The following is a 26,517-nucleotide window of genomic DNA, read 5'->3' as shown; positions in this document are numbered from 1 at the left end:
TCAACCCCGAGCGGGCGGCACCGGCGGCGCATCGCGCGCCGCGATCCGTCCGCGGCATGCGGAGATGGCGATGCAGAAGATCCTGGTCGCGCGTCCGATCTTTCCGGACGTGATCGAACGGCTCAAGCAGTATTTCGACGTCGACTGGAACGACGGCGACGCGCTCGCGCCCGACGCGCTCGCCGCGCGTCTGGCCGACAAGGACGGCGCGCTGACGGCCGGCGACCCGGTCGGCGCGGCCACGCTCGCGGCGGCGCCGCGCCTGCGGGTCGTGGCGAACATGGCGGTCGGCTACAACAACTTCGACATGGCCGCATTCAACGCGGCGAACGTGCTCGGCACCAACACGCCCGACGTGCTGAACGAGTCGACCGCCGATTTCGGCTGGGCGCTGATGATGGCCGCCGCGCGCCGGATCGCCGAATCCGAACACTGGCTGCGCGCCGGTCACTGGCGGAAGTGGGCGTACGACGGCTTCCTCGGCAGCGACATCTACGGTTCGACGCTCGGCGTGATCGGGATGGGCCGTATCGGCCAGGCGCTCGCGCGCCGCGCGCGCGGTTTCGGGATGCAGGTGATCTATCACAACCGGTCGCGCGTCGCGCCCGAGATCGAGGCCGAGCTGAATGCCGAATACGTGTCGAAGGATGCGCTGCTCGCGCGCGCCGATCATGTCGTGCTCGTGCTGCCGTACACGAAGGAGAACCATCACACGATCGGCGCGGCCGAGCTCGCGAAGATGAAACCCACGGCGACGCTGACCAACATCGCGCGCGGCGGGATCGTCGACGACGCGGCGCTGGCCGCCGCGCTGCGCGACGGGACGATCGCCGCGGCCGGCCTCGACGTGTACGAGGGCGAGCCGACCGTGCATCCGGCGCTGCTCGAGGTGCCGAACGTCGTGCTGACGCCGCATATCGCGAGCGCGACCGAAAAGACTCGCCGCGCGATGGCCAATCTCGCCGCCGACAACCTGATCGCCGCGCTCGGCGAGGGGCCGCGTGCGGGGCAGCCGCCGAATCCGATCAACCCTGACGTGATCGGGAAGCCGCGCGCATGACGACGACGTTGTTGCTTGCGGCGGTCGTCGTGCTGGCCGTCGCGCTCGCGGTGGCGATCGTCGCGCTCGTGCGCGGCGGCGGCCGCCACGACGACGCGGCCGTGCTCGGCGACCAGATCGAGGACGCCGCGCATGCGCAGGCGCGCGCGGTCGAGCGGCTCGAACGCGAATTGCGCGGCGAGATCGTCGAGAACGCACGCGGCTCGCGTACCGAGCTGGCCGGCAGCTTCGCCCAGTTGCAGCAGACGCTCGCCGCGCAACTGACGAGCGTCGCGACCGTGCAGAACAACCAGATCGAGGGGTTCGCGCAGCAGCTCGGCAAGCTCGTCGCCGGCAACGCGCAGCAGTTCGACGCGATGCGCGAGAGCGTGCAGCGCCAGGCTCAACAGGCGCGCGAGGAGCAGACGGGCGCGCTGCGGCTGTTCGGCGACACGCTGAACCGGCAGCTCACGCAACTGACCGAGGCGAACGACCGCCGGATCGGCGAGGTGCGTGCGACGCTCGAACAGCGGCTGAAGGAAATCGAGACGAACAACGCGGCGAAGCTCGAGGAGATGCGCCGCACCGTCGACGAGAAGCTGCACGCGACGCTCGAGCAGCGGCTCGGCGAATCGTTCAAGCTCGTGTCGGACCGGCTCGAACAAGTGCATCGCGGGCTCGGCGAGATGCAGACGCTCGCGGCCGGCGTCGGCGATCTGAAGAAGGTGCTGACCAACGTGAAGACGCGCGGCACCTGGGGCGAGGTGCAGCTCGAGGCGCTGCTCGAACAGATGCTGACGCCCGACCAGTACGCGAAGAACGTCGCGACGGTGCCGAAGCGTACCGAGCGCGTCGAATTCGCGATCCGGCTGCCGGGGCGGGACGCCGGCACGCGCGACGCGTCGCCGGTGTGGCTGCCGATCGACGCGAAATTCCCGCGCGAAGACTACGAGCGGCTGATCGACGCGCAGGAGCGCGCCGATGCGGTGGCTGTCGAGGAGGCGGCGCGTGCGCTCGAGGCGCGGGTGCGGATGGAGGCGCGCACGATCGCCGAGAAGTACGTCGCGCCGCCGTACACGACCGATTTCGCGCTGCTGTTTCTGCCGACCGAGGGGCTCTATGCGGAGATCCTGCGCCGTCCGGGGCTGACCGACCTGCTGCAGCGCGACTATCGCGTGACGGTCGCGGGGCCGACCACGCTTACCGCACTGCTGAACAGCCTGCAGATGGGGTTCCGCACGCTCGCGATCGAGCAGCGCTCGAGCGAGGTGTGGCAGGTGCTCGGTGCGGTCAAGACGGAGTTCGGCAAGTTCGGCGACGTGCTCGCGCGCACGAAGGCGCAGCTCGAAACGGTCACGCGCTCGATCGAGTCCGCCGAGCAGCGCACACGTGTGATGAACCGCAAGCTGAAGCAGGTCGAGGCGTTGCCGGGCGATACGGCGGCCGGGTTGCTCGGCGCGGAAGAGGCCGAAGGCGCCGACGCGGACGACGCGTGACGCGCGTTGCCGGCAACTGTCGGACAGAAGAAACGGGCGCCCGTTTTCTTTTGCAGCGGTCACCGGTGCAGCCGGCTCGCGCTCAATGCGCGGCGAGCGTGTCCAGCGCGTCGCCCGTCACGCGCACGATGCGCCACTCAGGCAGCACGGTCGCGCCCATCTTCTCGTAGAAATCGATCGCCGGCTGATTCCAGTCGAGCACTGACCATTCGAAGCGCGCGCAACGGCGCTCGACGGCGAGCGCCGCGAGATGGCGCAGCATCGCGGTGCCCAGGCCCGTGCCGCGCTGCGACGGCTGCACGTACAGATCCTCGAGATAGAGCCCGCGGCGGCCGAGGAACGTCGAATAGTTGTGGAAGAACAGCGCGTACGCGACGATCGTGCCGTCTTGTTCGGCTACGCGTGCCTCGGCGGCAGGATGCTCGCCGAACAGCGCGTCCGCGAGATCGGCTTCGGTCGCGACGAACAGCTCGGTGAGTTTTTCGAACTCGGCCAGCTCGCGCATCAGCGCGAGGATCGCGCCGACGTCGCGCGTGTCGGCCGCGCGGATCAGCGGCGTGCCGCTCACGCTTCTTCCGGCGGATCGGACAGCACGATCTCGATGCCGCCGAAGCGCGATGCGACCCAGTTGTACGCATGGCACGCGATCCACAGCAGCACGAAACCGAGGATCGCGTTCAGCAGCAGTGCGCTCAGGATCGTGCTCAACTCGACCATCCCGTAACGGATATACGCAACGAGAATGCCGAGCAGCACGATCGGCACGCTGAACGTCAGGTAGACGAGGATCAGCGCCTTGGCGGTCTGCCCCGCGGCGATCGACGAGATTTGTTTTTTCATGTGCGGATTGCCCCCGTAGAGATATACCGATTGGAATTCAGATCAGGCCGTCGAGCGGCAGGATGTCGACCGGGGCGCCCGCGTCGATTGCCGCGGAATCGTGGCCCAGGACGATGAAACAGTTGGCGGCCGCGAGACCGCTCAGCGACGCCGAGCTTTGCGATCCGGCCGGTGCGACGTGCCATTGACCGTCGGCGGCGCGCGTCGCGATGCCGCGCAGGTAGTCGGTGCGGCCGGGGCGTTTCTTCAACGGTTGCGTGCTGAGCGCCGTGTACATGGCCGGCGGCGGCGTGCGCGCGCCGGCCAGCATCAGCAGCGCGGGGCGCACGATCGCATGGAACGTCACGGCGGACGCGACCGGATTGCCGGGCAAGCCGAAGAACAGCGCGCGACCGGCGCCGTCGGCCGCGCGGGCGAGCGTACCGCACGCGAGCGGGCGGCCCGGTCGCAGCGCGAGGCTCGCGAACGTCACGTCGCCGAGCCGGGCCATCACGTCGCGCGTGAAATCGGCTTCGCCGACCGACACGCCGCCGGACGTGATTACCGCATCGGCCTGCGCGGCGATGGCGTCGCGCAACGCGGTTTCGAGCGCGGCCGGGTCGTCGCGGACGATCCCGAGATCGATCGCGTCCACGTGCAGTCTTTCGAGCATCGCGATCAGCATCCCGCGATTGCTGTCGTACAGCGCGCCGCGGCCGAGCGGTTCGCCGGGCTCGCGCAACTCGTCGCCGGTCGAGAACACGGCGACGCGCACGCGCCGGCGCACCGTGACGTCGGCGATGCCGAACGACGCGAGCAGGCCGAGATCGGACGGCCGCAGAATGCGGCCCGCGGCGAGCGCACAGACGCCGCGCGCGAGATCCTCGCCGGCCCGGCGGCAGTTCGCGCCGCGCGCGACGTCGTGCGCGGCGAAGCGAATCGTGTCGCCGTCGACGCGCACGCGTTCCTGTGGAATCACCGTGTCGCATCCGGCCGGCATCGGCGCGCCCGTCATGATGCGCACGCATGCACCGGCCGCCACGGCGCCGTCGAACGGATGGCCGGCGAACGCGGCGCCGACGACCGTCATCGCGACCTCGCCCTGCGCCGACGCGCGTGCCGCGGTGCTGCCGTCGAACGCATAGCCGTCCATCGCCGAGTTGTCGTACGCGGGAATGTCGAACGGCGCGCTCACGTCGGCCGCGAGCACGCGATCGAGCGCGTCGCGCAGCGCCACCGTATCGCACGCGTCGACGGGCACCGCGAAGCGGCACGCGAGTGCCTGCGCGCCGGCGAGCGACAGCGGGGCATCGGGGTCGGGTGCGGTTCGAGGGGCGGGCGAGGATTGCGTGATCATCAGTCGGACTGCGCCGCAAGGCGTATCGGGTTCGTGGCCGGTGGCGCGAGGAGGGTGCCGGGGCGCGGGTTTCGCGTGCGGCAGACGCCGGGCGGGAACGGCGCGGGGCCGTCAGCGGCGGGCCAGCGCGGCGAGTTCCTGCCAGGAGTTGGCATTGTAAAACGCACGCTCGTCGCGAAACTCGACTTCGACCGTCGTGTGGCGTGCGTACCACGCACGCACCTTGCGGTCGCCGGCCGCTAGTCGGGCGGCCAGGTCGTCCGCGAGCGACGTGCGCAGCAGCGCGAACGTCGGCTGCGGCGAGCGCATCTGCTGTGCGTCGACGGTGACCGCCATCGCGATATCGGCCTGTTGCGCGTCGAGCGCCGCATGCAGCCGCGCGACGAGGTCGGCGGGCAGATAGGGCGTATCGCACGGCGAGCACGCGACTAGCGGCGCCCGCGCCGCGCGCATGCCGGCAAGCAGGCCCGCGAGCGGCCCGGGGAAGTCGGGTGTTTCGTCGGCGACGATGCGCGCGTCGAACGGCGCACCGAGTTCGGCATAGCGATCGGCATGGCGATTCGCGCTGATCAGCGTTTCGTCCACCTGCGGCGACAGCCGGCGCAGTACATGCAACGCGAGCGGCGTACCGTCGAGCAGTTGCAGGCCCTTGTCGACGCCGTCCATGCGGGTCGCGCGTCCGCCTGCGAGCAGCAGGCCGGCGATCGACGGGGAGGCGGGAGCGGGCATCGTGCGCAGGAGAAAAGGGGGCGTCAGCCGCCGATATACGACATTTCGACGCGCTTGCCGGCGCCATCGGGCGCGGCGTCGGCCGGTGCGCTGCCGCGCAGTTGCGAATAGCGGTCGCCACGCGCCTGCCAGATGCGGGCGATCGCGGTCGCGATCTCGGCATCGCTCGCGCCGCCGCGCACCAGTGCACGCAGGTCATGCCCCGTCGACGCGAACAGGCACAGGTACAGCTTGCCTTCGGTCGACAGCCGCGCGCGCGTGCAGTCGCCGCAGAAGGCCTGCGTGACGCTCGAGATCACGCCGATCTCGCCGCTGCCGTCCGCATAGCCCCAGCGCTGCGCGGTTTCGGCCGCCGTGTGCGGCTCGAGCGGCACGAGCGGGAAATGTTCGGCGATGCGCGCGACGACGTCCGCCGACGGCAGCACCTCGGTCATGTTCCAGCCGTTCGACGTGCCGACGTCCATGTATTCGATGAAGCGCAGGATCACGCCGGTGCCGCGAAAACGCTCGGCCATCGGCAGGATCTCGCTGTCGTTGGTGCCGCGCTTCACGACCATGTTGACCTTGACCGGCGCGAGGCCCGCGGCCTGCGCGGCGAAGATGCCGTCGAGCACGTCGGCGCTCGCGAACTCCGCATCGTTCATGCGCTTGAACAGCGTATCGTCGAGCGCATCGAGGCTGACCGTGACGCGCGTGAGCCCGGCGTCCTTCAGCGCGCGCGCCTTGCGCGCGAGCAGCGAGCCGTTGGTCGTCAGCGTCAGGTCGAGCGGGCGGCCGGCGTGCGTCGTCAGGCGCGCGAGCCGCTCGATCAGGAATTCGAGGTTCTTGCGCAGCAGCGGCTCGCCGCCCGTGATGCGGATCTTCTCGACGCCGTGCGCGACGAAGAGCCGCGCGACGCGCTCGATTTCCTCGTGCGTAAGCAGCGCGCTGTGCGGCAGGAACGGATAGTCCTTGTCGAAGACCGCGCGCGGCATGCAGTACACGCAACGGAAGTTGCAGCGATCCGTCACCGAAATGCGCAGGTCGCGCAGCGGCCGGGCGAACGTGTCGGCCAGCGTGCCGTCGGGGGCATGCGCGACGCCGGAGACGTCCGGCATCCCGCTGACGTCGGCGAGGGGAATGATGCGTCGGGACATGTTGGAAGAAGTGCGAACCAGACTGCTATTTTAGCCGCAACCGGCCGGCGGGGCCGGTGGGCGGAAACCCGCAGCGCGGACGTGAAAAAGCCCGCCGGAGGCGGGCTTTTCCTGGTCGTGCGATGCGCCGTTCAGTGGTGCGTCGTTTCGACCTGCTGCATCGGGGCCGTATCGGCCGGCGGCAGCACTTTGCGTTCGCGCGGCACGCGGGCCGGGCGCGGGAGTCGCGATGCGGCTTCCTGCGCGGCCGCGAACTTGTCGGCGTCCGTGTTCACCCAGACGAGACCGGCCTGCTCCAGCACGACATCCAGGCTCGCCGAAGCGGGCGCGGCTGCCGGTTGTGCGGGAGCCGGCGTCGGTGCCGGTGCCGGCACCGGTGCTGCCTCGACCGGTGCGGTTTCGACAGGCGCGGCTTCGACCGGTGCCGGTTCGACTGCCACCGGAGCGGCTTCGATCGCGACGGCCGGTGCGGCTGGCTCGACCGGTGCGGCTTGCGGCGCCTCGACAGCGACCGGCGCGGCTTGCGGCGCGTCGACAGCAGCCGGAGCGGCCGCCGGCACTTCGAACGCATCGGTCGGCGATACCGCGACCGGCGCCGGGCCCGCTTCCGCGACCGCCGGTGCGACCGGTGCCGGTTCTGCTGCCTGGACGGCGACGACGGGCTCGACCGGGGCGGCCGGAGCCGCTTCGGCGTGTGCCGGCGCCGGCTGCGCTTCGACAGCGGCCGGTGCGGCATGCTGCTCGGCGACGGCTTCCACCGCGACCGCGCTGGCCACGGCTGCGACGACTGCCGGTGCGGCCGTGTGGGCCGGTTCGGCCGCGACCGGCGTCACGGCTTGCGCCGCGACTTCGCCTTCGGCGCCTTGCTCGGCCTGGTCGATTGCGCCGTCTTCCTCGCGCTCGCGACGACCGCCGCGGCGGCCGCGACGGCGACGGCGGCGTTCTTCGCCGTCACGTGCGCCGGCTTCCGCATCGGCTGCCAGTTCCGCGCCGGGCAGGGCTTCTGCAACAGCCTTGTCGGTTTCCGGTTCCGGATGGTTTTCGCCGCGGGTGACGGTTTCGAGCGTGGCCGCATGCTGGGTCGGCTTGCGGCGTTCGCCGCGCTCGCGACGCTCGCCGCGTTCCTGGCGCTCGCCACGGCCGGCTGCTTCGACGCCTTCCGGCTGTTCGACGCGCTCGCGCGGTTCGCGGTTTTCACGCGGTTCGCGCGGCTCACGGGCTTCACGCGGCTCGCGACCTTCGCGCGGGCCACGGCCCTCGCGGCCTTCGCGACCCTCACGGTTTTCACGACCTTCGCGGTTTTCGCGACCCTCGCGGCCCTCACGCAGCTCACGACCCTCGCGCGGCTCACGGCCTTCGCGCGGTTCGCGCACTTCCTTGCCTTCGCGTTCCTGGCGTTGCGGCTGGCCACGGCCGGCGGCTGCTTGGTCGCGGCCGCCTTGCGCCTGCTGGGCGCCGCCGCGACGGTTGCGGTTGCGATCGCCGCCGCGCTGCTCGGTCTTTTCGGTGCGTTCGCGCGCCGGACGGGCTGCCTGCTCCTTCGCCGGGGCCGGCGCGACCGGTGCGGGCGCCGGTGCCGGCGACACGCCGAACAGGCCCTTCAGCCAGCCGATGAAGCCGCCGCTTGCCGCAGCGACGGGCGCCGGGGCGGGGGCCGCAACGGGTTCGACCGGACGCTGCGGCGCCGGGCTCGGTGCCGGGCGCTCGGGCGTGATGCCCTTGACCGCGGCTTCCTGCTTCGGCTTCACTTCGGCCGCACGCTTGCTGTAGCCGGTTTCCGACTCGAGCTCGCGGGCCGCTTCCTCGGCCATCTTCCAGGATGCGCGCGGATCGTCGAGGCGTGCGTCGTCGTGACGCAGGCGCTCGAGCTTGTAGTGCGGCGTATCGAGGTGCTTGTTCGGGATCAGCACGATGCCGACCTTGAAGCGCGACTCGATCTTGTTGATTTCCTGACGCTTTTCGTTCAGCAAGAAGGCGGTCACCTCGACCGGCACCTGGCAGTGGATCGCCGCGGTGTTTTCCTTCATCGCTTCTTCCTGAATGATCCGCAGGACCTGCAGCGCGGACGATTCGGTGTCGCGGATGTGGCCCGTGCCGTTGCAGCGCGGGCACGTCACGTGGCTGCCTTCCGACAGCGCCGGGCGCAGGCGCTGGCGCGACAGCTCCATCAGGCCGAAGCGGGAGATCTTGCCCATCTGCACGCGCGCACGGTCGTGCTTGAGCGCGTCTTTCAGGCGCTGCTCGACTTCACGCTGGCTCTTCGCCGATTCCATGTCGATGAAATCGATCACGATCAGGCCGCCGAGGTCGCGCAGGCGCAGCTGGCGGGCGACTTCGTCGGCCGCTTCGAGGTTCGTGCGGGTGGCCGTTTCCTCGATGTCCGCGCCCTTGGTCGCGCGGGCCGAGTTCACGTCGATCGCGACGAGCGCTTCGGTGTGGTCGATCACGATCGCGCCGCCGGACGGCAGCGGCACCGTGCGCGAGTACGCGGTTTCGATCTGGTGCTCGATCTGGAAACGCGAGAACAGCGGCACGTCGTCGTGGTAGCGCTTCACCTTCGCGACGTTGTCCGGCATCACGATGTCCATGAACGCACGGGCCTGATCGTGGATTTCGTTCGTGTCGATCAGGATTTCGCCGATATCGGGCTGGAAATAGTCCCGGATCGCGCGGATCACGAGGCTCGATTCCAGATAGATCAGCATCGGCTGGCCGGCGTTGCCGCTTTGCGACGCCGCTTCGATCGCGCGCCACAGCTGCAGCAGGTAGTTCAGGTCCCACTGCAGTTCCTCGGCGCTGCGGCCGATGCCCGCGGTACGGGCGATCATGCTCATGCCGTCCGGAATCTGCAGTTGTGCCATCGTTTCGCGCAGTTCCTGGCGCTCGTCGCCTTCGATCCGGCGCGACACGCCGCCGCCGCGCGGATTGTTCGGCATCAGCACGAGGTAGCGGCCGGCGAGCGAGATGAAGGTGGTGAGGGCGGCGCCCTTGTTGCCACGCTCTTCCTTCTCGACCTGGACGATCAGCTCCTGGCCTTCGCGCAGCGCATCCTGAATGCGCGCGGAGCGCATGTCGATGCCGTCCTTGAAGTACTGGCGGGCGACTTCCTTGAACGGCAGGAAGCCGTGGCGGTCTTCGCCGTAGTTGACGAAGCACGCTTCGAGCGACGGCTCGATACGGGTGATGACACCTTTGTAGATATTGCCTTTGCGCTGTTCGCGCCCGGCGGTTTCGATGTCGATGTCGATGAGCTTTTGCCCATCGACGATGGCGACGCGCAGCTCCTCCTGCTGCGTCGCATTGAACAGCATGCGTTTCATGAACGACTCCAGGCGGCTCCGCTGCCGGCGCCTCGCGGTTGTCAGGCGCGAGGGCGGGAACGACGGCAGGCCGCACCTTGTTGTGTTGTCACGAGCACGCTGGAGCGGGAACGCTGGCGGGGAGAATTGCCTGAAGAGGCGCTTGGGCCCGAAAGACGGGGCCGGCGGCCATAGGGCACCTGCGAATACGGCTTCAAAGCACGGCGTTCACACACCGCACGCTGCAAAAGCGCGCTAAGCCTGTCCGGGCATTGCCACGGGCGCGCGCAATGCGTCGCGCGCGCCGACGGGCGGCAGATGCTGCGGCTTGGGCCGCAGCGGGGAGTATCGAATCCAGCCCGACTTTCCCGCTTGGGGTGTACTTCCCTGGTTTGACGTCGCCAAGCCCCGCACGCTTCGCGGGGCCAAATCGGGCGCAACGCCGTAATTTTCGCAACCGGCAGCCTGCGGACGCACTGCGCGCCGTCGGGCTGCCGATCAAATTCTTTTCAACCAACTTTCCGTTACCGCGGCGCCTTGCCGACCGAATCCGCCTGTGGGCGCGATCCTTGCCGACGGGCGGCGCCGTGCGTGCAACTTGCTGCATCTCTTTGATTAGGGGCGAGCAGCGGGCCCCCGGCGCAAGTAAAATAGCGGTTTGCGCTTGCGCCTTGCCCAATTCAGCCGGGGCCGGCCGATCAGGCCACCCACAACGTCAGGCTGGGCAAAATTATATTCAGTATGAATGAGTTAGGCAAAATATCCCAGAATTCGGTCGCAAGCGGCCAGGTATCGATGATCGAGATCGACGAAAACTCGGCCGGTCAGCGCATCGACAATTTCCTGTTGCGCGTCTGTAAAGGCGTGCCGAAAAGCCATATTTACCGGATCCTGCGCAGCGGCGAAGTGCGCGTGAACAAGGGCCGGATCGACGCGCAGTACCGCCTCGAACTGGGCGACCTCGTCCGCGTGCCGCCGGTGCGCGTGGCCGCGGCCGACCTCGCGCGCGCCGACACGCCGGTCGTGCCGCCCGCGAATTTCGACGTGCTGTACGAGGACGACGCGATGCTCGTGATCGACAAGCCGGCCGGGGTCGCGGTCCACGGCGGCAGCGGCGTCGCGTTCGGCGTGATCGAGCAGATGCGCCAGGCGCGCCCGCGCGCGAAATTCCTCGAACTGGTGCACCGGCTCGACCGCGAGACGTCCGGCATCCTGATGCTCGCGAAGAAGCGCACGGCGCTCGTCGCCCTGCACGAGCAGATCCGCGAGAACCGGATGGACAAGCGCTACTTCGCGTGCGCGCACGGCGAATGGCAATCCGACTGGGGCCGGCGCCGCGCGGTGAAGGCGCCGCTGTTCAAGTATTCGACCCCGGAAGGGGAGCGCCGCGTGCGCGTGCAGGACGACGGGCTGGCCTCGCATACGGTGTTCAACCTCGTCGACCGCTGGTCCGACTATGTGCTCGTCGAAGCGGAACTCAAAACGGGTCGGACCCATCAGATACGGGTGCACCTCGCGCATCTCGGCCTGCCGATCGCCGGCGACGCGAAGTATGGCGATTTCGCACTGAACAAGGCGCTGGCGCGCGCGAATGCGCAGCCGTCGCTGAAGCGGATGTTCCTGCATGCGCACCGCCTCAAGCTCGCGCATCCGCTGACCGGCGAGGCGCTGCAGTTCGATGCGCCGTTGCCGGCCGAATGCCGGCGCTTCCTCGATCAACTCAGCGCATTGCGCGATACCGCCTGAACCGCATGGCTCGACAGCAATTTGACCTGATCGTCTTCGACTGGGACGGCACGCTGATGGATTCGACTGCGCACATCGCGCACAGCATCCAGGCCGCATGCCGCGATCTCGGTCTGCCCACGCCGTCCGACGAGGCCTCCCGCTACGTGATCGGCCTCGGGCTGCGCGACGCGCTGCAGATCACGGCTCCGACCCTCGATCCGTCCGACTATGCGCGGCTGGCCGAACGCTACCGCTATCACTATCTGCTCGACGACCAGCGCATCGAGCTGTTCGCCGGCGTGCGCGAACTGCTCGCCGAACTGCGCGACACGGGCTACCTGCTCGCCGTCGCGACAGGCAAGGGGCGGGTCGGGCTGAACCGCGTGCTCGACCAGTCGAAACTGACGAGCTGGTTCGATGCGACGCGCTGCGCGGACGAGACGTTTTCGAAACCGCATCCGGCGATGCTGCACGAGTTGTCGCGGGAGTTGGGGCAGGACCTGTCGCGCACCGTGATGATCGGCGACACCACGCACGACCTGCAGATGGCCGCGAGCGCCGGCGCGGCCGGCGTCGGCGTCGCGTACGGCGCGCACTCGGCCGAGGTGCTGGCGGCGCTCACGCCGCGCTTCGTCGCGCCGGACGTCGGCGCGCTGGCCGCCTGGCTGCGGGAGCACGCATGAGCGCGGCGCCGGACGCCGTGCGCGTATGCGCGTCGGACGCGCTGACCGACGGCGGCGCCGGCGTGCGCGTCGACGCGACGCTGCGCGGCGAGCAGGCCGTCGTGTTCTTCGTGCGTTACGACGGCCGCGCGTACGGCTACCTGAACCGCTGCGCGCACGTGCCGATGGAGCTCGACTGGGCCGAAGGGCAGTTCTTCGAGTCGTCGGGCCTCTATCTGATGTGCGCGACGCACGGCGCGATCTACGCGCCGGATACCGGCAAGTGCGTCGGCGGCCCGTGCCGCGGCGGCCGCCTGCGACCGGTCGAGGTCGACGAGCGCGACACGCCCGACGGCCGTGCGGTATTCTGGGTGCCCGATGCGGACCTGCATCCTGCCACTTCCGCCACGACCGATTGACGACACTACTGCATGGCCGACCAACCGAATTCCCCGGATTCTTCCTCCCGTCCCGACAGCCGTGAACCGAGCTGGGAGCGCGCGGCGCTCGAGCGGATCGCGCTCGCGGCCGTCAAGGAGCAGCGCGCGGCACGGCGCTGGAAAATCTTCTTCCGCTTCGCGTTTCTCGGCGTGTTCGTGCTGTTCGCGTTCGCGCTGATCGATTTCTCGAGCGATTCGAAGTTCTCGGCGAGCGGGCGGCATACGGCGCTCGTGACGATCGACGGCGAGATCGCGGCCGGCGTCAACGCGAACGCCGACGACATCAACACGGCGCTCGACGCCGCCTTCGACGACGACGGCACGGTCGGCGTCGTGCTGCGGATCAACAGCCCGGGCGGCAGCCCGGTGCAGGCCGGGATGGTCTACGACGAGATCCGGCGGTTGCGCGGCAAGTATCCGGACAAGCCGCTGTACGTCGTCGTGACCGACATGTGCGCATCGGGCGGCTATTACATCGCGTCCGCCGCCGACAAGATCTTCGTCGACAAGGCGAGCATCGTCGGGTCGATCGGCGTGCTGATGGACGGGTTCGGCTTCACCGGGCTGATGGGCAAGCTCGGCGTCGAGCGGCGCCTGCACACGTCGGGCGAAAACAAGGGCTTCTACGATCCGTTCTCGCCGGAAACGCCGAAGATGGACGCGCACGCGCAGGCACTGCTCGACCAGGTGCATGCGCAGTTCATCAAGGCGGTGAAGGATGGCCGCGGCAAGCGGCTGCACGAGACGCCCGACATGTTCTCGGGCCTGTTCTGGACCGGTGAAAAGAGCGTCGAACTGGGCCTCGCCGACGGCTACGGCACGACCGACACGGTCGCACGCGACGTGCTGAAGGCGCCGGATCTGGTCGACTACACGGTGAAGGAAAGCCTGACGAATCGCGTCGCGCGCAAGTTCGGCGCGGCCGTCGGCGGCGCCGCGATGAAGGCGCTGACGGCCGGCGGCGCGTCGGTCAGCCTGCGCTGACGGCTGGCGACCATCGGCGGGCCGCGACGGCCCGCCTTTCATCTGGCTGGCTGATCGCCGTTCACGCCATCAATTCGCGAGCAGCAGGAAGATCGCGGGGCGCTTGTGCAGATTCGGCGCAGGCGCTTTTTTCCAGTCGGCCACCGTGCGGCTCGCGATCGTCTCGGTCGCGAGGGTCAGGTCGGCCGCGACGCAGATCTGCGTCGACGGCGCGCAGGTCGCGACCAGCGTGTCGAGCATCGCGTGATTCCGGTACGGCGTTTCGATGAAGATCTGCGTCTGGCGCGCCTTGCGCGACAGTTGCTCGAGTTCGCGCAGCCGTTTCGCGCGCGCGGCCGCATCGACCGGCAGATAGCCGTTGAACGCGAAGCTCTGGCCGTTCAGGCCCGACGCCATCAGCGCGAGCAGGATCGAACTCGGCCCGACGAGCGGCACGACCTTCACGCCTCGCTCGTGCGCGCGGCGCACCAGCAGCGCGCCGGGGTCGGCGACGGCCGGGCAGCCGGCCTCCGACACGAGGCCGGCGTCCGCACCGGCCAGCACGGGCGCGAGCAGCCGGTCGATGGCGCCGGCCGGCGTATTGACGTTCAGCTCGCTGATCTCGATTTCCTGGATCGGACGGGTCGTACCGATCTTCTTCAGAAACGCGCGCGTCGTTTTCGCGTTCTCGCCGATGTAATAACCGAGCGTGCCGGCGCGCGCCTGGACGGCGGCGGGCAGCACGGCGGCGAGCATCGATTCGTCGCCTTCTCCGAGTGTGTTCGGGACCAGATAAAGCGTGCCGGCGGTCATGCGCGGTCTCCTCGGGTGGTGGCAAACAGCGGGTAGTCGGCGGTGCGCAGCATCCGCGTGAGGGCGATCAGTGGCAGGCCGACGAGGGCGGTCGGGTCGTCCGAGTCGATCGCGTCGAGCAGCGCGATGCCGAGCCCTTCGGACTTCGCGCTGCCGGCCACGTCGTACGGCGTTTCCGCGCGCAGGTAGGCGTCGAGTTCGGCCTCGGGCAGCGAACGGAAGCGCACGTGCGTCACGATGTCCTCGACCTGCGCGTCGTCGGTGCGGCTGTCGTACAGGCAGAGCGCACTGTGGAATTCGACTTCGCGGCCCTGCATCGACATGAGCTGCGCGAGCGCGCGCTCGTGCGTGCCGGGCTTGCCGATCTGGTGCCCGTCGAAGGTCGCGACCTGGTCCGACCCGATCACGAGCACGCCGTCCGGCGCATCGATCGTCGCGGCCACGGCCCGCGCCTTCGCGCCGGCGAGGCGCAGCGCGGTCGCGGCCGGCGTTTCGCCGGCGAGCGGGGTTTCGTCGAGGTCGGGCGACACGACGTCGAACGGCACGCCGAGGCGCTCGAGGAGCGCGCGGCGGTAGCGGGAACTGGAGGCAAGAATCAGCCGCGGCGGGCGGCAAACGGTATCCGGCATGGTCGGTTGGATCGGTGAGTCGTCAGGTGTGGCGCGGCGTTGCGCGGACGCAAGCTTAAGTGATTGACCGCAAAAGGTAAAACAGGTATGCTTTCCCGCTTTTCGTCGGCAGGCTTTCGTTGTGGTGGCGCCTGCCGGGTCTTCGGAAGTAAAGTACGTCATCCTTCGATGAGCCGTACGCGAGCGGTGCCAAGCCGGATCCGCAAGTCAGCCTGTAGGCAGGAGCGCACATGAACACTTCTTCTGGCAAACCTGCGGCGGCGCTCGATCCGCACGCGGTCGACCTGTTCGAGTTCGCCCGCAGCGGGCGGCAGGCAGCCGGGGCGGTGCGCCTCTCGCAACTGCCGCGCATGTTAAACGAAGTGCCGACGGACGCGCCAGATCGCGACACGGTCTTCACATGGCAGGCGGAAGGGTTCACGCAGAAGGAGTTGCAGGACGACGGCGCCGACGGGCAGCAGCCGTATCTGCGCCTCGCGGTGCACGGCCATGCGTGGCTCACGTGCCAGCGCTGCGTGACGCCGTACGATCAGACGTTCGACGTCGACATGACGTACCGGGTCGTCGCGACCGAAGAAGAAGCTGAGGAATTTCCGCTCGACGACGATGAAGCCGATGTGATCGTGGGCTCACGCCAGTTCGATCTCGTCGACTTGATCGAAGAGGAATTGCTGCTTTCGTTGCCGCTCGTGCCCAAGCACGAGGTTTGCCCGGCAGTTCACGAAAGCCTCGTGTCGGGCGCGAGCGGTCCCGCGGAAGCGGCGGACGAGGAGTCCGACGAAGCCGGGGACGAAGGCAAACGGCCGAATCCGTTCGCAGCGCTGCAAGCGTTGAAGAAGGACGGTGACGGCACCAAGAAACACTAAGCAGTTGTGGCGCGGGAAGGCGTAGGGCTTTGGGCCAGGGTAGTTAAGCGCCGGATCGGGCTGTGTTAGAATCCGGAAAATTATTTAGGAGTTAGTCATGGCAGTCCAGCAAAACAAGAAGTCGCCGTCGAAGCGCGGCATGCATCGTTCGCACGATTTCCTGACGGCAGCGCCGCTGGCAGTCGAGCCGAGCACGGGTGAAGTGCATCTGCGTCACCACGTCAGCCCGAACGGCTACTATCGCGGCAAGAAAGTCGTCAAGACGAAGAACGACTAAGCGTCAAGTCACGCGTTGCGCGCTACGCTCGCCGTTCGCGTGACAACTGGTTCGCTTGACACTTTCCTGGCTCAACAAAAAGGCGGCATTCAACTGCCGCTTTTTTGTGCCTGAAATTCGTCGCATTCCATGACCGTAAAGCTCACAATCGATTGCATGGGAGGCGACCACGGCCCGTCCGTGACCGTTCCCGCGGCAGTCAAGTTCGTCCGCGCGCATCCCGATGCGCACCTGATGCTCGTCGGCATCGAAAGCGCGATTCGCGCTCAGTTGAAGAAGCTGAAAGCTCTCGACGATCCCGCGTTGACCATCGTGCCCGCCACCGAAGTCGTGGCGATGGACGATCCTGTCGAAGTGGCGCTGCGCAAGAAGAAGGATTCTTCGATGCGCGTCGCGCTCAACCACGTCAAGGAAGGCGCGGCGCAGGCCTGCATCTCCGCCGGCAATACCGGCGCGCTGATGGCCGTTTCCCGTTACGTACTCAAGACGCTGCCCGGCATCGAGCGGCCCGCGATCGCGTCCGCGCTGCCGAACCCGACCGGCTACACGATGATGCTGGACCTCGGCGCGAACGTCGACTGCGAGCCGCAGCACCTGCTGCAGTTCGCGGAGATGGGGCACGCGCTCGTGGCCGCGCTCGAAGGCAAGGAGCGCCCGACGATCGGCCTGCTGAACATCGGCGAAGAGGTCATCAAGGGCAACGAGACGATCAAGCGCGCAGGCGAGTTGCTGCGCGCCAGCACGCTCAATTTCCGCGGCAACGTGGAAGGCAACGACATCTACAAGGGCACCGTCGACGTGATCGTGTGCGACGGCTTCGTCGGCAACGTCGCGCTGAAGACGTCCGAAGGGCTCGCGCAGATGCTGTCGAACATCATCCGCGAGGAGTTCGGCCGTTCGCTGATGTCGAGGCTGATGGCGCTGCTCGCGCTGCCGGTGCTGATGCGTTTCAAGAAGCGCGTCGACCACCGCCAGTACAACGGCGCGGCGCTGCTGGGGCTGAAGAGCCTCGTGATCAAGAGCCACGGTTCGGCCGACGCGTACGCGTTTGAGTGGGCGATCAAACGCGGGTATGATGCCGTCAAAAACGGGGTGCTGGAGCGCCTCGCGCGCGCGATGGCGGATAATTCAGTGTCGCTCGGCGACGGCGGACACGACGCGGGCGGCGCGGGCCAGGCAAGCCCGGCCGCAGGCCATCACGCCGAACCTTCCGCTGCGCAATCCTCTAAAGCATAAATGGCCCAATCGACTCTCTATTCCCGCGTGCTCGGCACGGGCAGCTACCTGCCGCCCGACCGCGTCACGAACCAGCAGTTGACCGATCGTCTTGCGAAGGAAGGCATCGAGACCAGCGACGAATGGATCGTCGCGCGCACGGGCATCCACGCGCGCCATTTCGCCGCACCCGACGTCACGACGAGCGATCTCGCGCTCGAGGCGTCGCGTCGTGCGATCGAAGCGGCCGGTATCGATCCGCAGTCGATCGACCTGATCATCGTCGCGACTTCGACCCCCGATTTCGTGTTCCCGAGCACCGCGTGCCTGCTGCAGAACAAGCTCGGCATCAAGAACGGCGGTGCGGCATTCGACGTGCAGGCCGTATGCTCGGGTTTCGCGTATGCGATGGCCACGGCCGACAGCTTCATCCGCAGCGGCCAGCACCGCACCGCGCTGATCGTCGGCGCGGAGACGTTCTCGCGCATTCTCGACTTCAAGGACCGCACGACCTGCGTGCTGTTCGGCGACGGCGCGGGCGCGGTGATCCTGTCCGCGTCGGAAGAGCCGGGCGTGCTCGGCAGCGCGCTGCACGCGGACGGCAGCTACTCGAACATCCTGTGCACGCCGGGCAACGTCAATCGCGGCGTGATCGACGGCAGCGCATTCCTGCACATGGACGGGCAGGCCGTGTTCAAGCTCGCGGTCAACGTGCTCGAAAAGGTCGCGATCGAAGCGCTCGCGAAGGCGAATCTCGCGCCCGAGCAAATCGACTGGCTGATTCCGCACCAGGCCAACATCCGCATCATGACCAGCACCTGCCGCAAGCTCGGCCTGCCGCAGGAGCGCATGGTCGTGACGGTCGACCAGCACGGCAACACGTCGGCGGCGTCGATCCCGCTGGCGCTCGACGCCGCGGTGCGCGACGGCCGCATCCAGCGTGGCCAACACGTGCTGATCGAAGGCGTCGGCGGCGGCTTCACCTGGGGCGCGTCGGTCTTCCGCTTCTGATCCGCGGCGCGCGACAAGCCGCGCGCGGATCCCGTCGGCGCGCCGTTCGTGCGCGCCGTCCGAATCGATTCAATTGGGGACGATATGAAATTTGCATTCGTTTTTCCGGGGCAGGGCTCGCAAGCGATCGGCATGCTCAACGCATTCGCCGATCTGGCCGTCGTGCGCGAGACGCTCCAGGAAGCGTCCGATGCGCTCAATCAGGATCTCGGCAAGCTGATCGCCGAAGGTCCGGCCGAAGAGCTGAACCTGACCACCAACACGCAGCCCGTGATGCTGACCGCCGCATACGCGTGCTACCGCGCGTGGCAGCAGGCAGGCGGCCCGGCGCCGTCGATCGTCGCCGGCCACAGCCTCGGCGAATACACGGCGCTCGTCGCGGCCGGCGCGCTCGCGTTCAAGGACGCGGTGCCGCTCGTGCGCTTCCGTGCGCAGGCGATGCAGACGGCCGTGCCGGTCGGCCAGGGCGGCATGGCCGCGATCCTGGGCCTCGACGACGACACGGTGCGCGCGGTGTGCGCCGAAGCCGCGGAAGCGGGCGTCGTCGAAGCGGTGAACTTCAATGCGCCCGCGCAGGTCGTGATCGCCGGCAGCAAGGCCGCGGTCGAAAAGGCATGCGAGATCGCGAAGGCGAAGGGCGCGAAGCGCGCGCTGCCGCTGCCGGTGTCGGCGCCGTTCCATTCGTCGCTGCTCAAGCCGGCGTCGGACCAGCTGCGCGACTATCTCGCGAACGTCGACGTGAAGGCGCCGCAGATTCCGGTCGTCAACAACATCGACGTCGCCGTGGTCAGCGATCCGGCCGCGATCAAGGATGCGCTGGTGCGCCAGGCCGCGGGCCCGGTGCGCTGGGTCGAATGCGTGCAGCACATTGCCGGCACCGGCGTCACGCACGTGATCGAATGCGGACCGGGCAAGGTGCTGGCCGGCCTGACGAAGCGCATCGACGGCAACCTGGTCGGCGCGTCGGTGTTCGATCCGGCTTCGCTCGACGAAGCGCTCAAGCTCGCGACCGCCTGACGCGGCGCCTTTTCCCAAGCAACGGACATTCGATTCATGGACAAGACTCTCGATAAACAGGTTGCGATCGTGACCGGCGCGTCGCGCGGCATCGGCCGTTCGATCGCGCTCGAACTCGCGCGCCTGGGCGCGACGGTGATCGGCACGGCGACGAGCGAATCGGGCGCCGCCGCGATCACCGCGGCGTTCGCGGAAGCGGGCGTCACGGGCCGCGGCGCGGTGCTGAACGTCAACGACGCAGCCGCCGCCGAGGCGCTGATCGATGCGACCGTGAAGGAATTCGGCGCGCTGAACGTGCTCGTCAACAACGCGGGCATCACGCAGGACCAGCTCGCGATGCGGATGAAGGACGAGGACTGGGACGCGGTGATCGACACCAACCTGAAGTCGGTGTTCCGCCTGTCGCGTGCGGTGCTGCGCCCGATGATGAAGGCGCGCGGCGGCCGTATCATCAACATCACGTCGGTGGTCGGCTCGGCCGGCAATCCGGGTCAGGTCAACTACGCGGCCGCGAAGGCCGGCGTCGCGGGCATGACGCGGGCGCTCGCGCGCGAGATCGGCAGCCGCGGCATCACCGTGAACTGCGTGGCGCCGGGCTTCATCGACACCGACATGACGAAGACGCTGCCGGAAGAACAGCAGGCCGCGCTCAAGACCCAGATTCCGCTCGGCCGCCTCGGCAGCCCGGAGGACATCGCCCATGCCGTCGCGTTCCTCGCATCGCCGCAGGCCGGTTACATCACCGGCACGACGCTGCACGTGAACGGCGGCATGTACATGTCGTAACGGTTTTCGTTTACCATCCGCGCCGTATCCCGTTTTTCAGGCGGACCGGCGCTTGATCGACCATCAAGCCAACGCGCGTTTTGCCGTCAGCAAACCTGATAAAATGCGCGCACTTGTAAATCTGAACTTTCCCTCGGAGGGGTAATGGACAACATCGAACAACGTGTCAAGAAGATCGTCGCTGAGCAACTGGGCGTCGCGGAAGCCGAGATCAAGAACGAAGCTTCGTTCGTGAACGACCTGGGCGCCGATTCGCTCGACACGGTCGAACTGGTGATGGCTCTGGAAGACGAGTTCGGCATGGAAATCCCGGACGAAGAAGCAGAGAAGATCACGACCGTTCAGCAAGCGATCGACTACGCTCGCGCAAACGTCAAGGCGTAAGCGCCTTTCGCGCTTGTCCGCCACGTCGCCGCGATCATCGCGATTGACGCGCCATCCTGCCGGCTTCGCGCCGGACGGACTAACAGCCACAGGGCTCGCAGGGCTGGTTCCTGTGGCCACTGTGGCTTTTGTTTTTGTCATCCAATAATGGAAAAGAGGTTACCGTGAGCCGCCGTCGTGTTGTCGTTACAGGCCTGGGGCTGATTTCGCCTGTTGGCAATAATGTTGCCGACGGCTGGGCCAATCTCGTCGCCGGCAAGTCCGGTATCGCCACCGTCACGAAGTTCGATGCGTCGAACCTCGCCTGCCATTTCGCGGGCGAAGTGAAGGGTTTCAGCGCCGAGGAGTACATCCCGGCGAAGGAAGCCCGGAACATGGATACGTTCATCCATTACGGCATCGCCGCCGGCGTCCAGGCCATCCGGGACAGCGGGCTGGAAGTGACCGAAGCCAACGCGGAACGCATCGGCGTGCTGGTCGGTTCCGGCATCGGCGGCCTGCCGATGATCGAGGACACGCACCAGACCTACGTCGATCGCGGCGCGCGCCGGATTTCGCCGTTCTTCGTGCCGGGTTCGATCATCAACATGATCTCGGGTCACCTGAGCATCATGTTCGGCCTGAAGGGCCCGAACCTCGCGGCCGTCACGGCCTGCACGACCGGCCTGCACTCCATCGGCCTCGCCGCGCGCCTGATCCAGGCCGGCGACGCCGACGTGATGGTCGCGGGCGGCGCCGAATCGACGGTGTCGCCGCTCGGCATCGGCGGGTTCGCCGCCGCGCGCGCGCTGTCGACCCGCAACGACGATCCGGCGACCGCGTCGCGTCCGTGGGACAAGGACCGCGACGGCTTCGTGCTGGGCGAGGGTTCCGGCGTGATGGTGCTCGAGGAGTACGAGGCGGCGAAGGCGCGCGGCGCGAAGATCTACGCGGAAGTCGTGGGCTTCGGCATGACGGGCGACGCATACCACATGACCGCGCCGAACATGGACGGCCCGCGCCGCTGCATGGTCGCGGCCCTGCGCGACGCCGGCATGAACGCCGACGAGGTCCAGTACCTGAACGCGCATGGCACGTCGACGCCGCTGGGCGACAAGAACGAGTCCGACGCGGTGAAGGCGGCCTTCGGCGAGCACGCGTACAAGATGGTGGTCAACTCGACAAAGTCGATGACGGGCCACCTGCTGGGTGGCGCGGGCGGCCTCGAATCGGTGTTCACGGTGCTGGCGCTGCACAACAACGTGTCGCCGCCGACCATCAACATCTTCAACCAGGACCCCGAGTGCGATCTCGATTACTGCGCGAACACCGCGCGTGACATGAAGATCGACGTAGCCGTGAAGAACAACTTCGGCTTCGGCGGGACCAACGGCACGCTGGTGTTCAAGCGCGTCTGACGTCGAATCGCTTGACGAGTCCATTCGATGCTCCGGCCGGGCGTCCGCAGCGCTTTGCGTTGCGGGCCTCGGCCGTGTCGTATCTCGTGCTGGCCGCGTTCGTCGCGTCGGCTGCCGCATCGGCGTACCTGTTCTGGGCGCCGCGCGCGGGCGCTGCTGCCGGCGCAGGCGTGTCGGCCGTGACGGCGGCGCTGCTGGCCGTATGCGCGGCGCGGGCTTGCGCCCGCCGGCTGCCGGCCGAGCTGCACATCGATGCGTTCGGGGAGATTGCGGCGTTTGGCCGCACCGGGCGCTTGCTGGCCCGCGGCCGTGTGACGGGCCATGCGCACTGGAGCAGCCTGCTGCTGGTGCTGTCGGTCGGGCAGGGCGCCCGGCGCGCGCGGCCGCTGCTGATTCCGGCCGACGCGCTCGATGCCGCGTCGTTCAGTGCGCTGTCGGTGCTGGCGAGAACGGCCGGGGCGGCGGCGCGGGCATGACGGCGGCGCGGTTACCGACCGTAACCAGCGGCCGGCGCCGGAACGCTACAATAACGCTCCGCGTTGCATCCCTAGTTAATGGATTTGTCAGGTGAGTGAAAAAGAAATCGATCAGGCTCTGGTCGAGCGCGTACAGAAGGGCGACAAGGCGGCGTTCGAACTCCTGGTCTCCAAATACCACCGCAAGATCATTCGGCTGATCTCGCGCCTCGTGCGGGATCCCGCCGAGGTCGAGGACGTGGCCCAGGACGCGTTCATCAAGGCGTATCGTGCGCTGCCGCAATTCCGCGGCGAATCGGCGTTCTATACGTGGTTGTACCGAATTGCCGTCAACACGGCGAAGAACTACCTTGCGACGCAAGGCCGCCGGGCGCCGACCTCGACCGAGGCCGATGCGGAGGAAGCGGAAACTTTCTCCGACGCAGACCAACTAAGGGATATCAACACGCCTGAGTCGATGTTGATGAGCAAGCAGATTGCCGAGACGGTCAACGCTGCAATGGCTCTGCTGCCCGAAGAACTGCGCCAGGCAATCACGCTGCGCGAGATCGAGGGCCTGAGCTACGAAGAGATCGCGGAAATGATGGGCTGTCCGATCGGGACGGTCCGGTCGCGGATCTTCCGCGCGCGCGAAGCAATCGCTGCCAAATTGCGTCCGCTGCTCGATACGCCCGAAGGCAAGCGCTGGTAAGCGCGACGGGCGGAACGACGCGGGTCGGGGTCTAGTTACGGATAGAGTCGTGAAGTCACGACGGGGTGTGCAAGATGGGGAGCATCATGGGGTCGGTCAATACGCAATCGCAAGCGTGCTCGCGCGGCGAGCGCCTTTCCGCGCTGGTCGACGGCGAAATGTTCGATGGCCCGGATCACGGGCAGTTTCTGGCTGAGCTCGACCGCGCGGATCGCGCCGTGTGGGCCCATTACCATCTGATTGGCGATGCGCTGCGCTCGGACGAGCTCGCGCTGCCGCCCGCGCTGAGCGTCGCGTTCACCGCGCGCATGTCGGCGGCGCTCGAGAGCGAGCCGCACCTGCTGGCGCCGGCGGCTGCACCGGTCGCGCGCAAGCTGCTGTCGCTGCGCCGCCGTGTCGTGCCCGCGTTCGCGGTGGCCGCCGCGGCCGCCACGCTGACGTGGATCGTCGTTCCGCAGATGCAGACGGCCGGTGCGCCGGGCGCCGTCCAGGTTGCATCGGTGGGCGCGCCGCAGAACGGCAACCTGCAGCGCGTGACGGTTGCGCAGGCATCGGCCCAGCCGGGCCTGCAGGACGTCAACATCATTCGCGACGCGAGCCTCGACCAATATCTTGAAGCGCACCAGCAATTCGCGCAGCAGCCCGTCGTCACGGGTTCGATGCCGCTGATCCGCGCTGCCGTGACCACCACGCCAGGCCAATAAACCCGATGCGGACATTGCAGTTGAATCACGCCATCTCCGGATGGAAGCGGCTGCCGGCCCTCCTGCTTTGCGCAGCCGCCCTGTTGTCCGTTCACTCCCTTCCCGCCAGCGCCCAGCAACCGGACGATCCCGTCGCGACCCGCAAGGGCGCCGCCGACTGGCTCGACCGCGTCCAGCAGGCCGCGCAGCAGCAGAGCTACGAAGGTACGTTCGTCTACCAGCGCGGCGGATACGTGCAGTCGTCGCGCATCGCGCACGTCTCGTCCCGCGACGGCGAGTTCGAGCGGATCGAAACGCTCGACGGCAAGCCGCGCAAACTGCTGCGGCACAACGACGAGTTGTACACGTTCGTGCCCGAGCGCAAGCTGTGCGTGGTCGAGCGCCGTCAGACGCGTGATTCGTTCCCCGCGCTGCTCGGCGCGAGCGGCGAGCACGTGATGTCCGTCTACGATGCGAAGTCGCTCGGCAAGGACCGCGTGGCCGGGATCGATGCGCAAGTCGTCGAGCTCGTGCCGAAGGACGCGTACCGTTTCACGTACAAGCTGTGGGCCGACGCGCGCACCGGGCTGCTGCTGCGTTCGCAGACGCTCGACGCGAACGATCGCGTGCTCGAGCAGATCGCGTTCTCGCAAGTGCAGACGGGCGGCGCAAGCGGCGACAAGGCTGCGATCGCAGCGGGCATGCGCAACCTGGGCGGCTGGACGGTCGTGCGTCCGCCGGTCGCGACGGTTGACATGGAAGCGCAGGGCTGGCAGCTCGCGCCGAGCGTCGCCGGCTTCCAGAAGATTCGTGAGGTGCGCCGGCCGATGGCCGCGCGCGATGCGGGCGATCCGCCGATCCCGGTCGACCAGGCCGTCTTCACCGACGGCCTCGCGACGGTCTCGGTCTTCATCGAACCGGCCGAGAAAAACACGCGCAAGGAAGGCGCGGGCAGCACCGGCGCGACGCACGTTCTCGTGAAGCGCCGCGGCGACTACTGGATCACCGTGCTCGGCGAAGTGCCGCCGGCAACGTTGCAGCAGTTCGCGTCTGCCATAGAATACAAGGCTTCCAAGTAACGCTACGGCTCCCGACATGACGAAACTCACGCTGCGCAAAGTGCTCGCGGCGGCGGCGCTGTGTGCCTGCCTGCCGCTCGTCCCGCAAACCGCGGTCGCTGTCACGCCTCCCGCTGCCAGCCTGCCCGATTTCGCCGACCTCGTCGAAAAGGTCGGCCCCGCGGTCGTGAACATCCGGACCACCGCGAACGTGCCGGTACCCGGCCCGCGCGGCGTGCTCCCGCCCGGCTTCGACAACGGCGACATGTCGGAATTCTTCCGGCGCTTCTTCGGCATTCCGCTGCCGCAGGCGCCCGGCAACGGCGGCGGCAACGGCAGCAACCCGAAGAACGCGCCGGCGCCGGACAATGGGCCCGACACCGAGCAGAACCGCGGCGTCGGCTCGGGCTTCATCGTGTCGGCCGACGGTTACGTGATGACCAATGCGCACGTCGTCGACGATGCGGACACCATCTACGTGACGCTGACCGACAAGCGCGAATTCAAGGCGAAGCTGATCGGCGTCGACGACCGCACGGACGTCGCGGTCGTCAAGATCCAGGCGTCGAATCTGCCGGTCGTCGCGATCGGCGATTCGAACAAGGTGCGCGTCGGCGAGTGGGTCGTCGCGATCGGTTCGCCGTTCGGCCTCGACAACACGGTCACGGCCGGCATCGTCAGCTCGAAGAGCCGCAACACGGGCGACTACCTGCCGTTCATCCAGACCGACGTCGCGGTGAACCCCGGCAACTCGGGCGGCCCGCTGATCAACATGCAGGGCGAGGTGATCGGCATCAACTCGCAGATCTACAGCCGCACCGGCGGCTTCATGGGCATTTCGTTCGCGATTCCGATCGACGAGGCGATGCGCGTGGCCGACCAGCTGAAGGCGACCGGCAAGGTCACGCGCGGCCGGATCGCGGTGGCGATCGGCGAGGTGACGAAGGACGTGGCCGACTCGATCGGGCTGCCGAAGGCCGAAGGCGCGCTCGTCAGCAGCGTCGAGCCGGGCGGCCCGGCCGACAAGGCCGGCATCCAGCCGGGCGACATTATCCTGAAGTTCAACGGCCGTCCGGTCGAGGCGGCGTCGGACCTGCCGCGCATGGTCGGCGACACGAAGCCCGGCACGAAGGCGACGGTCAGCGTGTGGCGCAAGGGTCAGGCACGCGATCTGCCGATCACGATCGCCGAGACGCCGGTCGAGTCGACCGCGAAGGCCGAGCAGCGCAAGAACGCGCCGCAGAAGCCGCGTCAGGCCAATTCGCTCGGCCTGACGGTCAGCGACCTGACGGCGGAGCAGATGAAGACGCTGAAGCTGAAGAACGGCGTGCAGATCGACGGCGTCGACGGCCCGGCCGCCCGTGCGGGCCTGCAGCGCGGCGACATCGTGCTGCGCGTCGGCGACACCGACATCACGAGCGCGAAGCAGTTCGCCGACGTGACCGCGCAGCTCGATCCGCAGAAGGCGGTCGCGGTGCTCGTGCGGCGTGGCGACAACACGCAGTTCGTGCCGGTGCGGCCGCGCGCGACCCAGAAGTAACGCGCC

At 68.0% G+C, this 26,517-nt stretch carries 27 protein-coding genes; 19 read left to right on the top strand and 8 right to left on the bottom strand.

What is annotated here, in order from left to right; genetic code table 11:
• The first annotated feature begins 70 nt into the window (after positions 1-70).
• Positions 71-1,060, top strand: a complete 990-nt coding sequence (locus HWX55_RS09480; protein ID WP_175975423.1) for a D-glycerate dehydrogenase — start codon at positions 71-73, stop codon at positions 1,058-1,060.
• On the top strand, positions 1,057-2,535 hold the full coding sequence (gene rmuC / locus HWX55_RS09475; RefSeq protein ID WP_175975422.1) for a DNA recombination protein RmuC: 1,479 nt from the start codon (positions 1,057-1,059) through the stop codon (positions 2,533-2,535). The genes HWX55_RS09480 and rmuC overlap by 4 nt, the downstream gene beginning before the upstream one ends.
• 82 nt (positions 2,536-2,617) lie before the next feature.
• On the opposite strand, the gene HWX55_RS09470 is transcribed toward rmuC, so the two are convergent.
• The 6 genes from HWX55_RS09470 to HWX55_RS09445 all read right to left on the bottom strand — a co-directional run bounded on the left by HWX55_RS09470 (position 2,618) and on the right by HWX55_RS09445 (position 9,896).
• On the bottom strand, positions 2,618-3,103 hold the full coding sequence (locus HWX55_RS09470; RefSeq protein WP_089488268.1) for a GNAT family N-acetyltransferase: 486 nt from the start codon (positions 3,101-3,103) through the stop codon (positions 2,618-2,620).
• Entirely contained in the window at positions 3,100-3,375 is a 276-nt protein-coding gene (locus HWX55_RS09465) for a hypothetical protein (protein ID WP_006476519.1), read from the bottom strand. The genes HWX55_RS09470 and HWX55_RS09465 overlap by 4 nt, the downstream gene beginning before the upstream one ends.
• A gap of 37 nt (positions 3,376-3,412) precedes the next feature.
• Complete coding sequence (gene glp, locus HWX55_RS09460) at positions 3,413-4,711, bottom strand: gephyrin-like molybdotransferase Glp (protein ID WP_175975421.1); 1,299 nt, start codon at positions 4,709-4,711, stop codon at positions 3,413-3,415.
• A gap of 111 nt (positions 4,712-4,822) precedes the next feature.
• Positions 4,823-5,440, bottom strand: coding sequence for a molybdenum cofactor guanylyltransferase MobA (mobA, locus tag HWX55_RS09455; protein WP_175975420.1), 618 nt, complete (start codon positions 5,438-5,440; stop codon positions 4,823-4,825).
• 23 nt (positions 5,441-5,463) lie between these two features.
• Positions 5,464-6,576, bottom strand: coding sequence for a GTP 3',8-cyclase MoaA (moaA, locus tag HWX55_RS09450; protein WP_175975419.1), 1,113 nt, complete (start codon positions 6,574-6,576; stop codon positions 5,464-5,466).
• Positions 6,577-6,707: 131 nt separating this feature from the next.
• Positions 6,708-9,896, bottom strand: a complete 3,189-nt coding sequence (locus HWX55_RS09445) for an Rne/Rng family ribonuclease (protein ID WP_175975418.1) — start codon at positions 9,894-9,896, stop codon at positions 6,708-6,710.
• A gap of 720 nt (positions 9,897-10,616) precedes the next feature.
• Between HWX55_RS09445 and HWX55_RS09440 the strand changes: the two genes are divergently transcribed.
• The 4 genes from HWX55_RS09440 to HWX55_RS09425 are packed head-to-tail and all read left to right on the top strand — an operon-like array spanning position 10,617 to position 13,689.
• A complete protein-coding gene (locus tag HWX55_RS09440; protein WP_050011483.1) occupies positions 10,617-11,621 on the top strand; it encodes an RluA family pseudouridine synthase in 1,005 nt (334 codons plus the stop codon).
• A gap of 5 nt (positions 11,622-11,626) precedes the next feature.
• The gene (locus tag HWX55_RS09435; RefSeq protein WP_175975417.1) at positions 11,627-12,286 is read left to right on the top strand and encodes an HAD-IA family hydrolase; all 660 of its coding nucleotides are present in this window, start codon (positions 11,627-11,629) and stop codon (positions 12,284-12,286) included.
• Positions 12,283-12,684, top strand: coding sequence for a Rieske 2Fe-2S domain-containing protein (locus tag HWX55_RS09430; RefSeq protein ID WP_069620560.1), 402 nt, complete (start codon positions 12,283-12,285; stop codon positions 12,682-12,684). The genes HWX55_RS09435 and HWX55_RS09430 overlap by 4 nt, the downstream gene beginning before the upstream one ends.
• A 12-nt stretch (positions 12,685-12,696) precedes the next feature.
• A complete protein-coding gene (locus HWX55_RS09425; protein ID WP_050011480.1) occupies positions 12,697-13,689 on the top strand; it encodes a S49 family peptidase in 993 nt (330 codons plus the stop codon).
• Positions 13,690-13,758: 69 nt separating this feature from the next.
• Here HWX55_RS09425 and HWX55_RS09420 read toward each other — a convergent pair whose 3' ends face one another.
• Positions 13,759-14,481: an SAM-dependent methyltransferase gene (locus HWX55_RS09420; protein ID WP_011544932.1), complete on the bottom strand. Its 723-nt coding sequence runs from the start codon at positions 14,479-14,481 to the stop codon at positions 13,759-13,761.
• The gene (locus HWX55_RS09415) at positions 14,478-15,110 is read right to left on the bottom strand and encodes a Maf-like protein (RefSeq protein ID WP_175975416.1); all 633 of its coding nucleotides are present in this window, start codon (positions 15,108-15,110) and stop codon (positions 14,478-14,480) included. Before HWX55_RS09415 ends, HWX55_RS09420 begins: the two co-directional genes overlap by 4 nt.
• A 230-nt stretch (positions 15,111-15,340) precedes the next feature.
• Here HWX55_RS09415 and HWX55_RS09410 point away from each other — a divergent pair, with 230 nt between their 5' ends.
• From HWX55_RS09410 to HWX55_RS09350, 13 genes are all read left to right on the top strand, one after another.
• Positions 15,341-15,976 carry a DUF177 domain-containing protein gene (locus tag HWX55_RS09410; RefSeq protein WP_050011478.1) on the top strand — a complete coding sequence of 212 codons (636 nt, stop codon included), beginning with the start codon at positions 15,341-15,343 and terminating at the stop codon, positions 15,974-15,976.
• A 97-nt stretch (positions 15,977-16,073) separates the two neighbouring features.
• Complete coding sequence (rpmF, locus tag HWX55_RS09405; protein WP_006051932.1) at positions 16,074-16,253, top strand: 50S ribosomal protein L32; 180 nt, start codon at positions 16,074-16,076, stop codon at positions 16,251-16,253.
• 129 nt (positions 16,254-16,382) lie between these two features.
• On the top strand, positions 16,383-17,489 hold the full coding sequence (gene plsX / locus HWX55_RS09400) for a phosphate acyltransferase PlsX (RefSeq protein ID WP_124556911.1): 1,107 nt from the start codon (positions 16,383-16,385) through the stop codon (positions 17,487-17,489).
• Positions 17,490-18,479, top strand: a complete 990-nt coding sequence (locus tag HWX55_RS09395; RefSeq protein WP_050011475.1) for a beta-ketoacyl-ACP synthase III — start codon at positions 17,490-17,492, stop codon at positions 18,477-18,479. It begins immediately after the preceding gene.
• An 84-nt stretch (positions 18,480-18,563) separates the two neighbouring features.
• Positions 18,564-19,496, top strand: a complete 933-nt coding sequence (gene fabD / locus HWX55_RS09390; protein ID WP_175881907.1) for an ACP S-malonyltransferase — start codon at positions 18,564-18,566, stop codon at positions 19,494-19,496.
• A 36-nt stretch (positions 19,497-19,532) separates the two neighbouring features.
• A complete protein-coding gene (fabG, locus tag HWX55_RS09385; protein WP_006476504.1) occupies positions 19,533-20,282 on the top strand; it encodes a 3-oxoacyl-ACP reductase FabG in 750 nt (249 codons plus the stop codon).
• 144 nt (positions 20,283-20,426) lie between these two features.
• On the top strand, positions 20,427-20,666 hold the full coding sequence (gene acpP, locus HWX55_RS09380; RefSeq protein WP_004197638.1) for an acyl carrier protein: 240 nt from the start codon (positions 20,427-20,429) through the stop codon (positions 20,664-20,666).
• 164 nt (positions 20,667-20,830) lie between these two features.
• On the top strand, positions 20,831-22,063 hold the full coding sequence (gene fabF / locus HWX55_RS09375) for a beta-ketoacyl-ACP synthase II (protein WP_175975415.1): 1,233 nt from the start codon (positions 20,831-20,833) through the stop codon (positions 22,061-22,063).
• 11 nt (positions 22,064-22,074) lie between these two features.
• Positions 22,075-22,539, top strand: coding sequence for a hypothetical protein (locus HWX55_RS09370; protein ID WP_175975414.1), 465 nt, complete (start codon positions 22,075-22,077; stop codon positions 22,537-22,539).
• A 91-nt stretch (positions 22,540-22,630) separates the two neighbouring features.
• A complete protein-coding gene (gene rpoE / locus HWX55_RS09365) occupies positions 22,631-23,230 on the top strand; it encodes an RNA polymerase sigma factor RpoE (RefSeq protein WP_006490873.1) in 600 nt (199 codons plus the stop codon).
• A gap of 86 nt (positions 23,231-23,316) precedes the next feature.
• Entirely contained in the window at positions 23,317-23,934 is a 618-nt protein-coding gene (locus tag HWX55_RS09360; protein WP_174390361.1) for an RseA family anti-sigma factor, read from the top strand.
• Positions 23,935-23,939: 5 nt separating this feature from the next.
• On the top strand, positions 23,940-24,992 hold the full coding sequence (locus tag HWX55_RS09355) for a MucB/RseB C-terminal domain-containing protein (protein WP_175975413.1): 1,053 nt from the start codon (positions 23,940-23,942) through the stop codon (positions 24,990-24,992).
• Positions 24,993-25,008: 16 nt separating this feature from the next.
• Positions 25,009-26,511 carry a DegQ family serine endoprotease gene (locus HWX55_RS09350; protein WP_175975412.1) on the top strand — a complete coding sequence of 501 codons (1,503 nt, stop codon included), beginning with the start codon at positions 25,009-25,011 and terminating at the stop codon, positions 26,509-26,511.
• Positions 26,512-26,517: the final 6 nt, after the last annotated feature.

It is taken from the genome of Burkholderia sp. BCC1047, from assembly GCF_902833155.1.
In the GTDB taxonomy this organism is placed as follows: Bacteria; Pseudomonadota; Gammaproteobacteria; order Burkholderiales; family Burkholderiaceae; genus Burkholderia; species Burkholderia sola.
The sequence above is the reverse complement of the archived record's forward strand: the minus strand, read 5'-3'. Positions and strand labels throughout refer to the sequence as shown.

Coding starts and splice junctions, on each gene's coding strand:
- plsX (WP_124556911.1), top strand. CDS start 16,383: ATGACCGTAAAGCTCACAATCGATTGCATGGGAGGCGACCACGGCCCG.
- HWX55_RS09420 (WP_011544932.1), bottom strand. CDS start 14,481: ATGACCGCCGGCACGCTTTATCTGGTCCCGAACACACTCGGAGAAGGC.
- HWX55_RS09355 (WP_175975413.1), top strand. CDS start 23,940: ATGCGGACATTGCAGTTGAATCACGCCATCTCCGGATGGAAGCGGCTG.
- fabD (WP_175881907.1), top strand. CDS start 18,564: ATGAAATTTGCATTCGTTTTTCCGGGGCAGGGCTCGCAAGCGATCGGC.
- HWX55_RS09480 (WP_175975423.1), top strand. CDS start 71: ATGCAGAAGATCCTGGTCGCGCGTCCGATCTTTCCGGACGTGATCGAA.
- HWX55_RS09435 (WP_175975417.1), top strand. CDS start 11,627: ATGGCTCGACAGCAATTTGACCTGATCGTCTTCGACTGGGACGGCACG.
- glp (WP_175975421.1), bottom strand. CDS start 4,711: ATGATCACGCAATCCTCGCCCGCCCCTCGAACCGCACCCGACCCCGAT.
- rpmF (WP_006051932.1), top strand. CDS start 16,074: ATGGCAGTCCAGCAAAACAAGAAGTCGCCGTCGAAGCGCGGCATGCAT.
- HWX55_RS09425 (WP_050011480.1), top strand. CDS start 12,697: ATGGCCGACCAACCGAATTCCCCGGATTCTTCCTCCCGTCCCGACAGC.
- HWX55_RS09350 (WP_175975412.1), top strand. CDS start 25,009: ATGACGAAACTCACGCTGCGCAAAGTGCTCGCGGCGGCGGCGCTGTGT.
- HWX55_RS09360 (WP_174390361.1), top strand. CDS start 23,317: ATGGGGTCGGTCAATACGCAATCGCAAGCGTGCTCGCGCGGCGAGCGC.
- fabG (WP_006476504.1), top strand. CDS start 19,533: ATGGACAAGACTCTCGATAAACAGGTTGCGATCGTGACCGGCGCGTCG.
- HWX55_RS09415 (WP_175975416.1), bottom strand. CDS start 15,110: ATGCCGGATACCGTTTGCCGCCCGCCGCGGCTGATTCTTGCCTCCAGT.
- acpP (WP_004197638.1), top strand. CDS start 20,427: ATGGACAACATCGAACAACGTGTCAAGAAGATCGTCGCTGAGCAACTG.
- HWX55_RS09440 (WP_050011483.1), top strand. CDS start 10,617: ATGAATGAGTTAGGCAAAATATCCCAGAATTCGGTCGCAAGCGGCCAG.
- mobA (WP_175975420.1), bottom strand. CDS start 5,440: ATGCCCGCTCCCGCCTCCCCGTCGATCGCCGGCCTGCTGCTCGCAGGC.
- HWX55_RS09395 (WP_050011475.1), top strand. CDS start 17,490: ATGGCCCAATCGACTCTCTATTCCCGCGTGCTCGGCACGGGCAGCTAC.
- moaA (WP_175975419.1), bottom strand. CDS start 6,576: ATGTCCCGACGCATCATTCCCCTCGCCGACGTCAGCGGGATGCCGGAC.
- HWX55_RS09445 (WP_175975418.1), bottom strand. CDS start 9,896: ATGAAACGCATGCTGTTCAATGCGACGCAGCAGGAGGAGCTGCGCGTC.
- rmuC (WP_175975422.1), top strand. CDS start 1,057: ATGACGACGACGTTGTTGCTTGCGGCGGTCGTCGTGCTGGCCGTCGCG.
- HWX55_RS09465 (WP_006476519.1), bottom strand. CDS start 3,375: ATGAAAAAACAAATCTCGTCGATCGCCGCGGGGCAGACCGCCAAGGCG.
- HWX55_RS09430 (WP_069620560.1), top strand. CDS start 12,283: ATGAGCGCGGCGCCGGACGCCGTGCGCGTATGCGCGTCGGACGCGCTG.
- HWX55_RS09410 (WP_050011478.1), top strand. CDS start 15,341: ATGAACACTTCTTCTGGCAAACCTGCGGCGGCGCTCGATCCGCACGCG.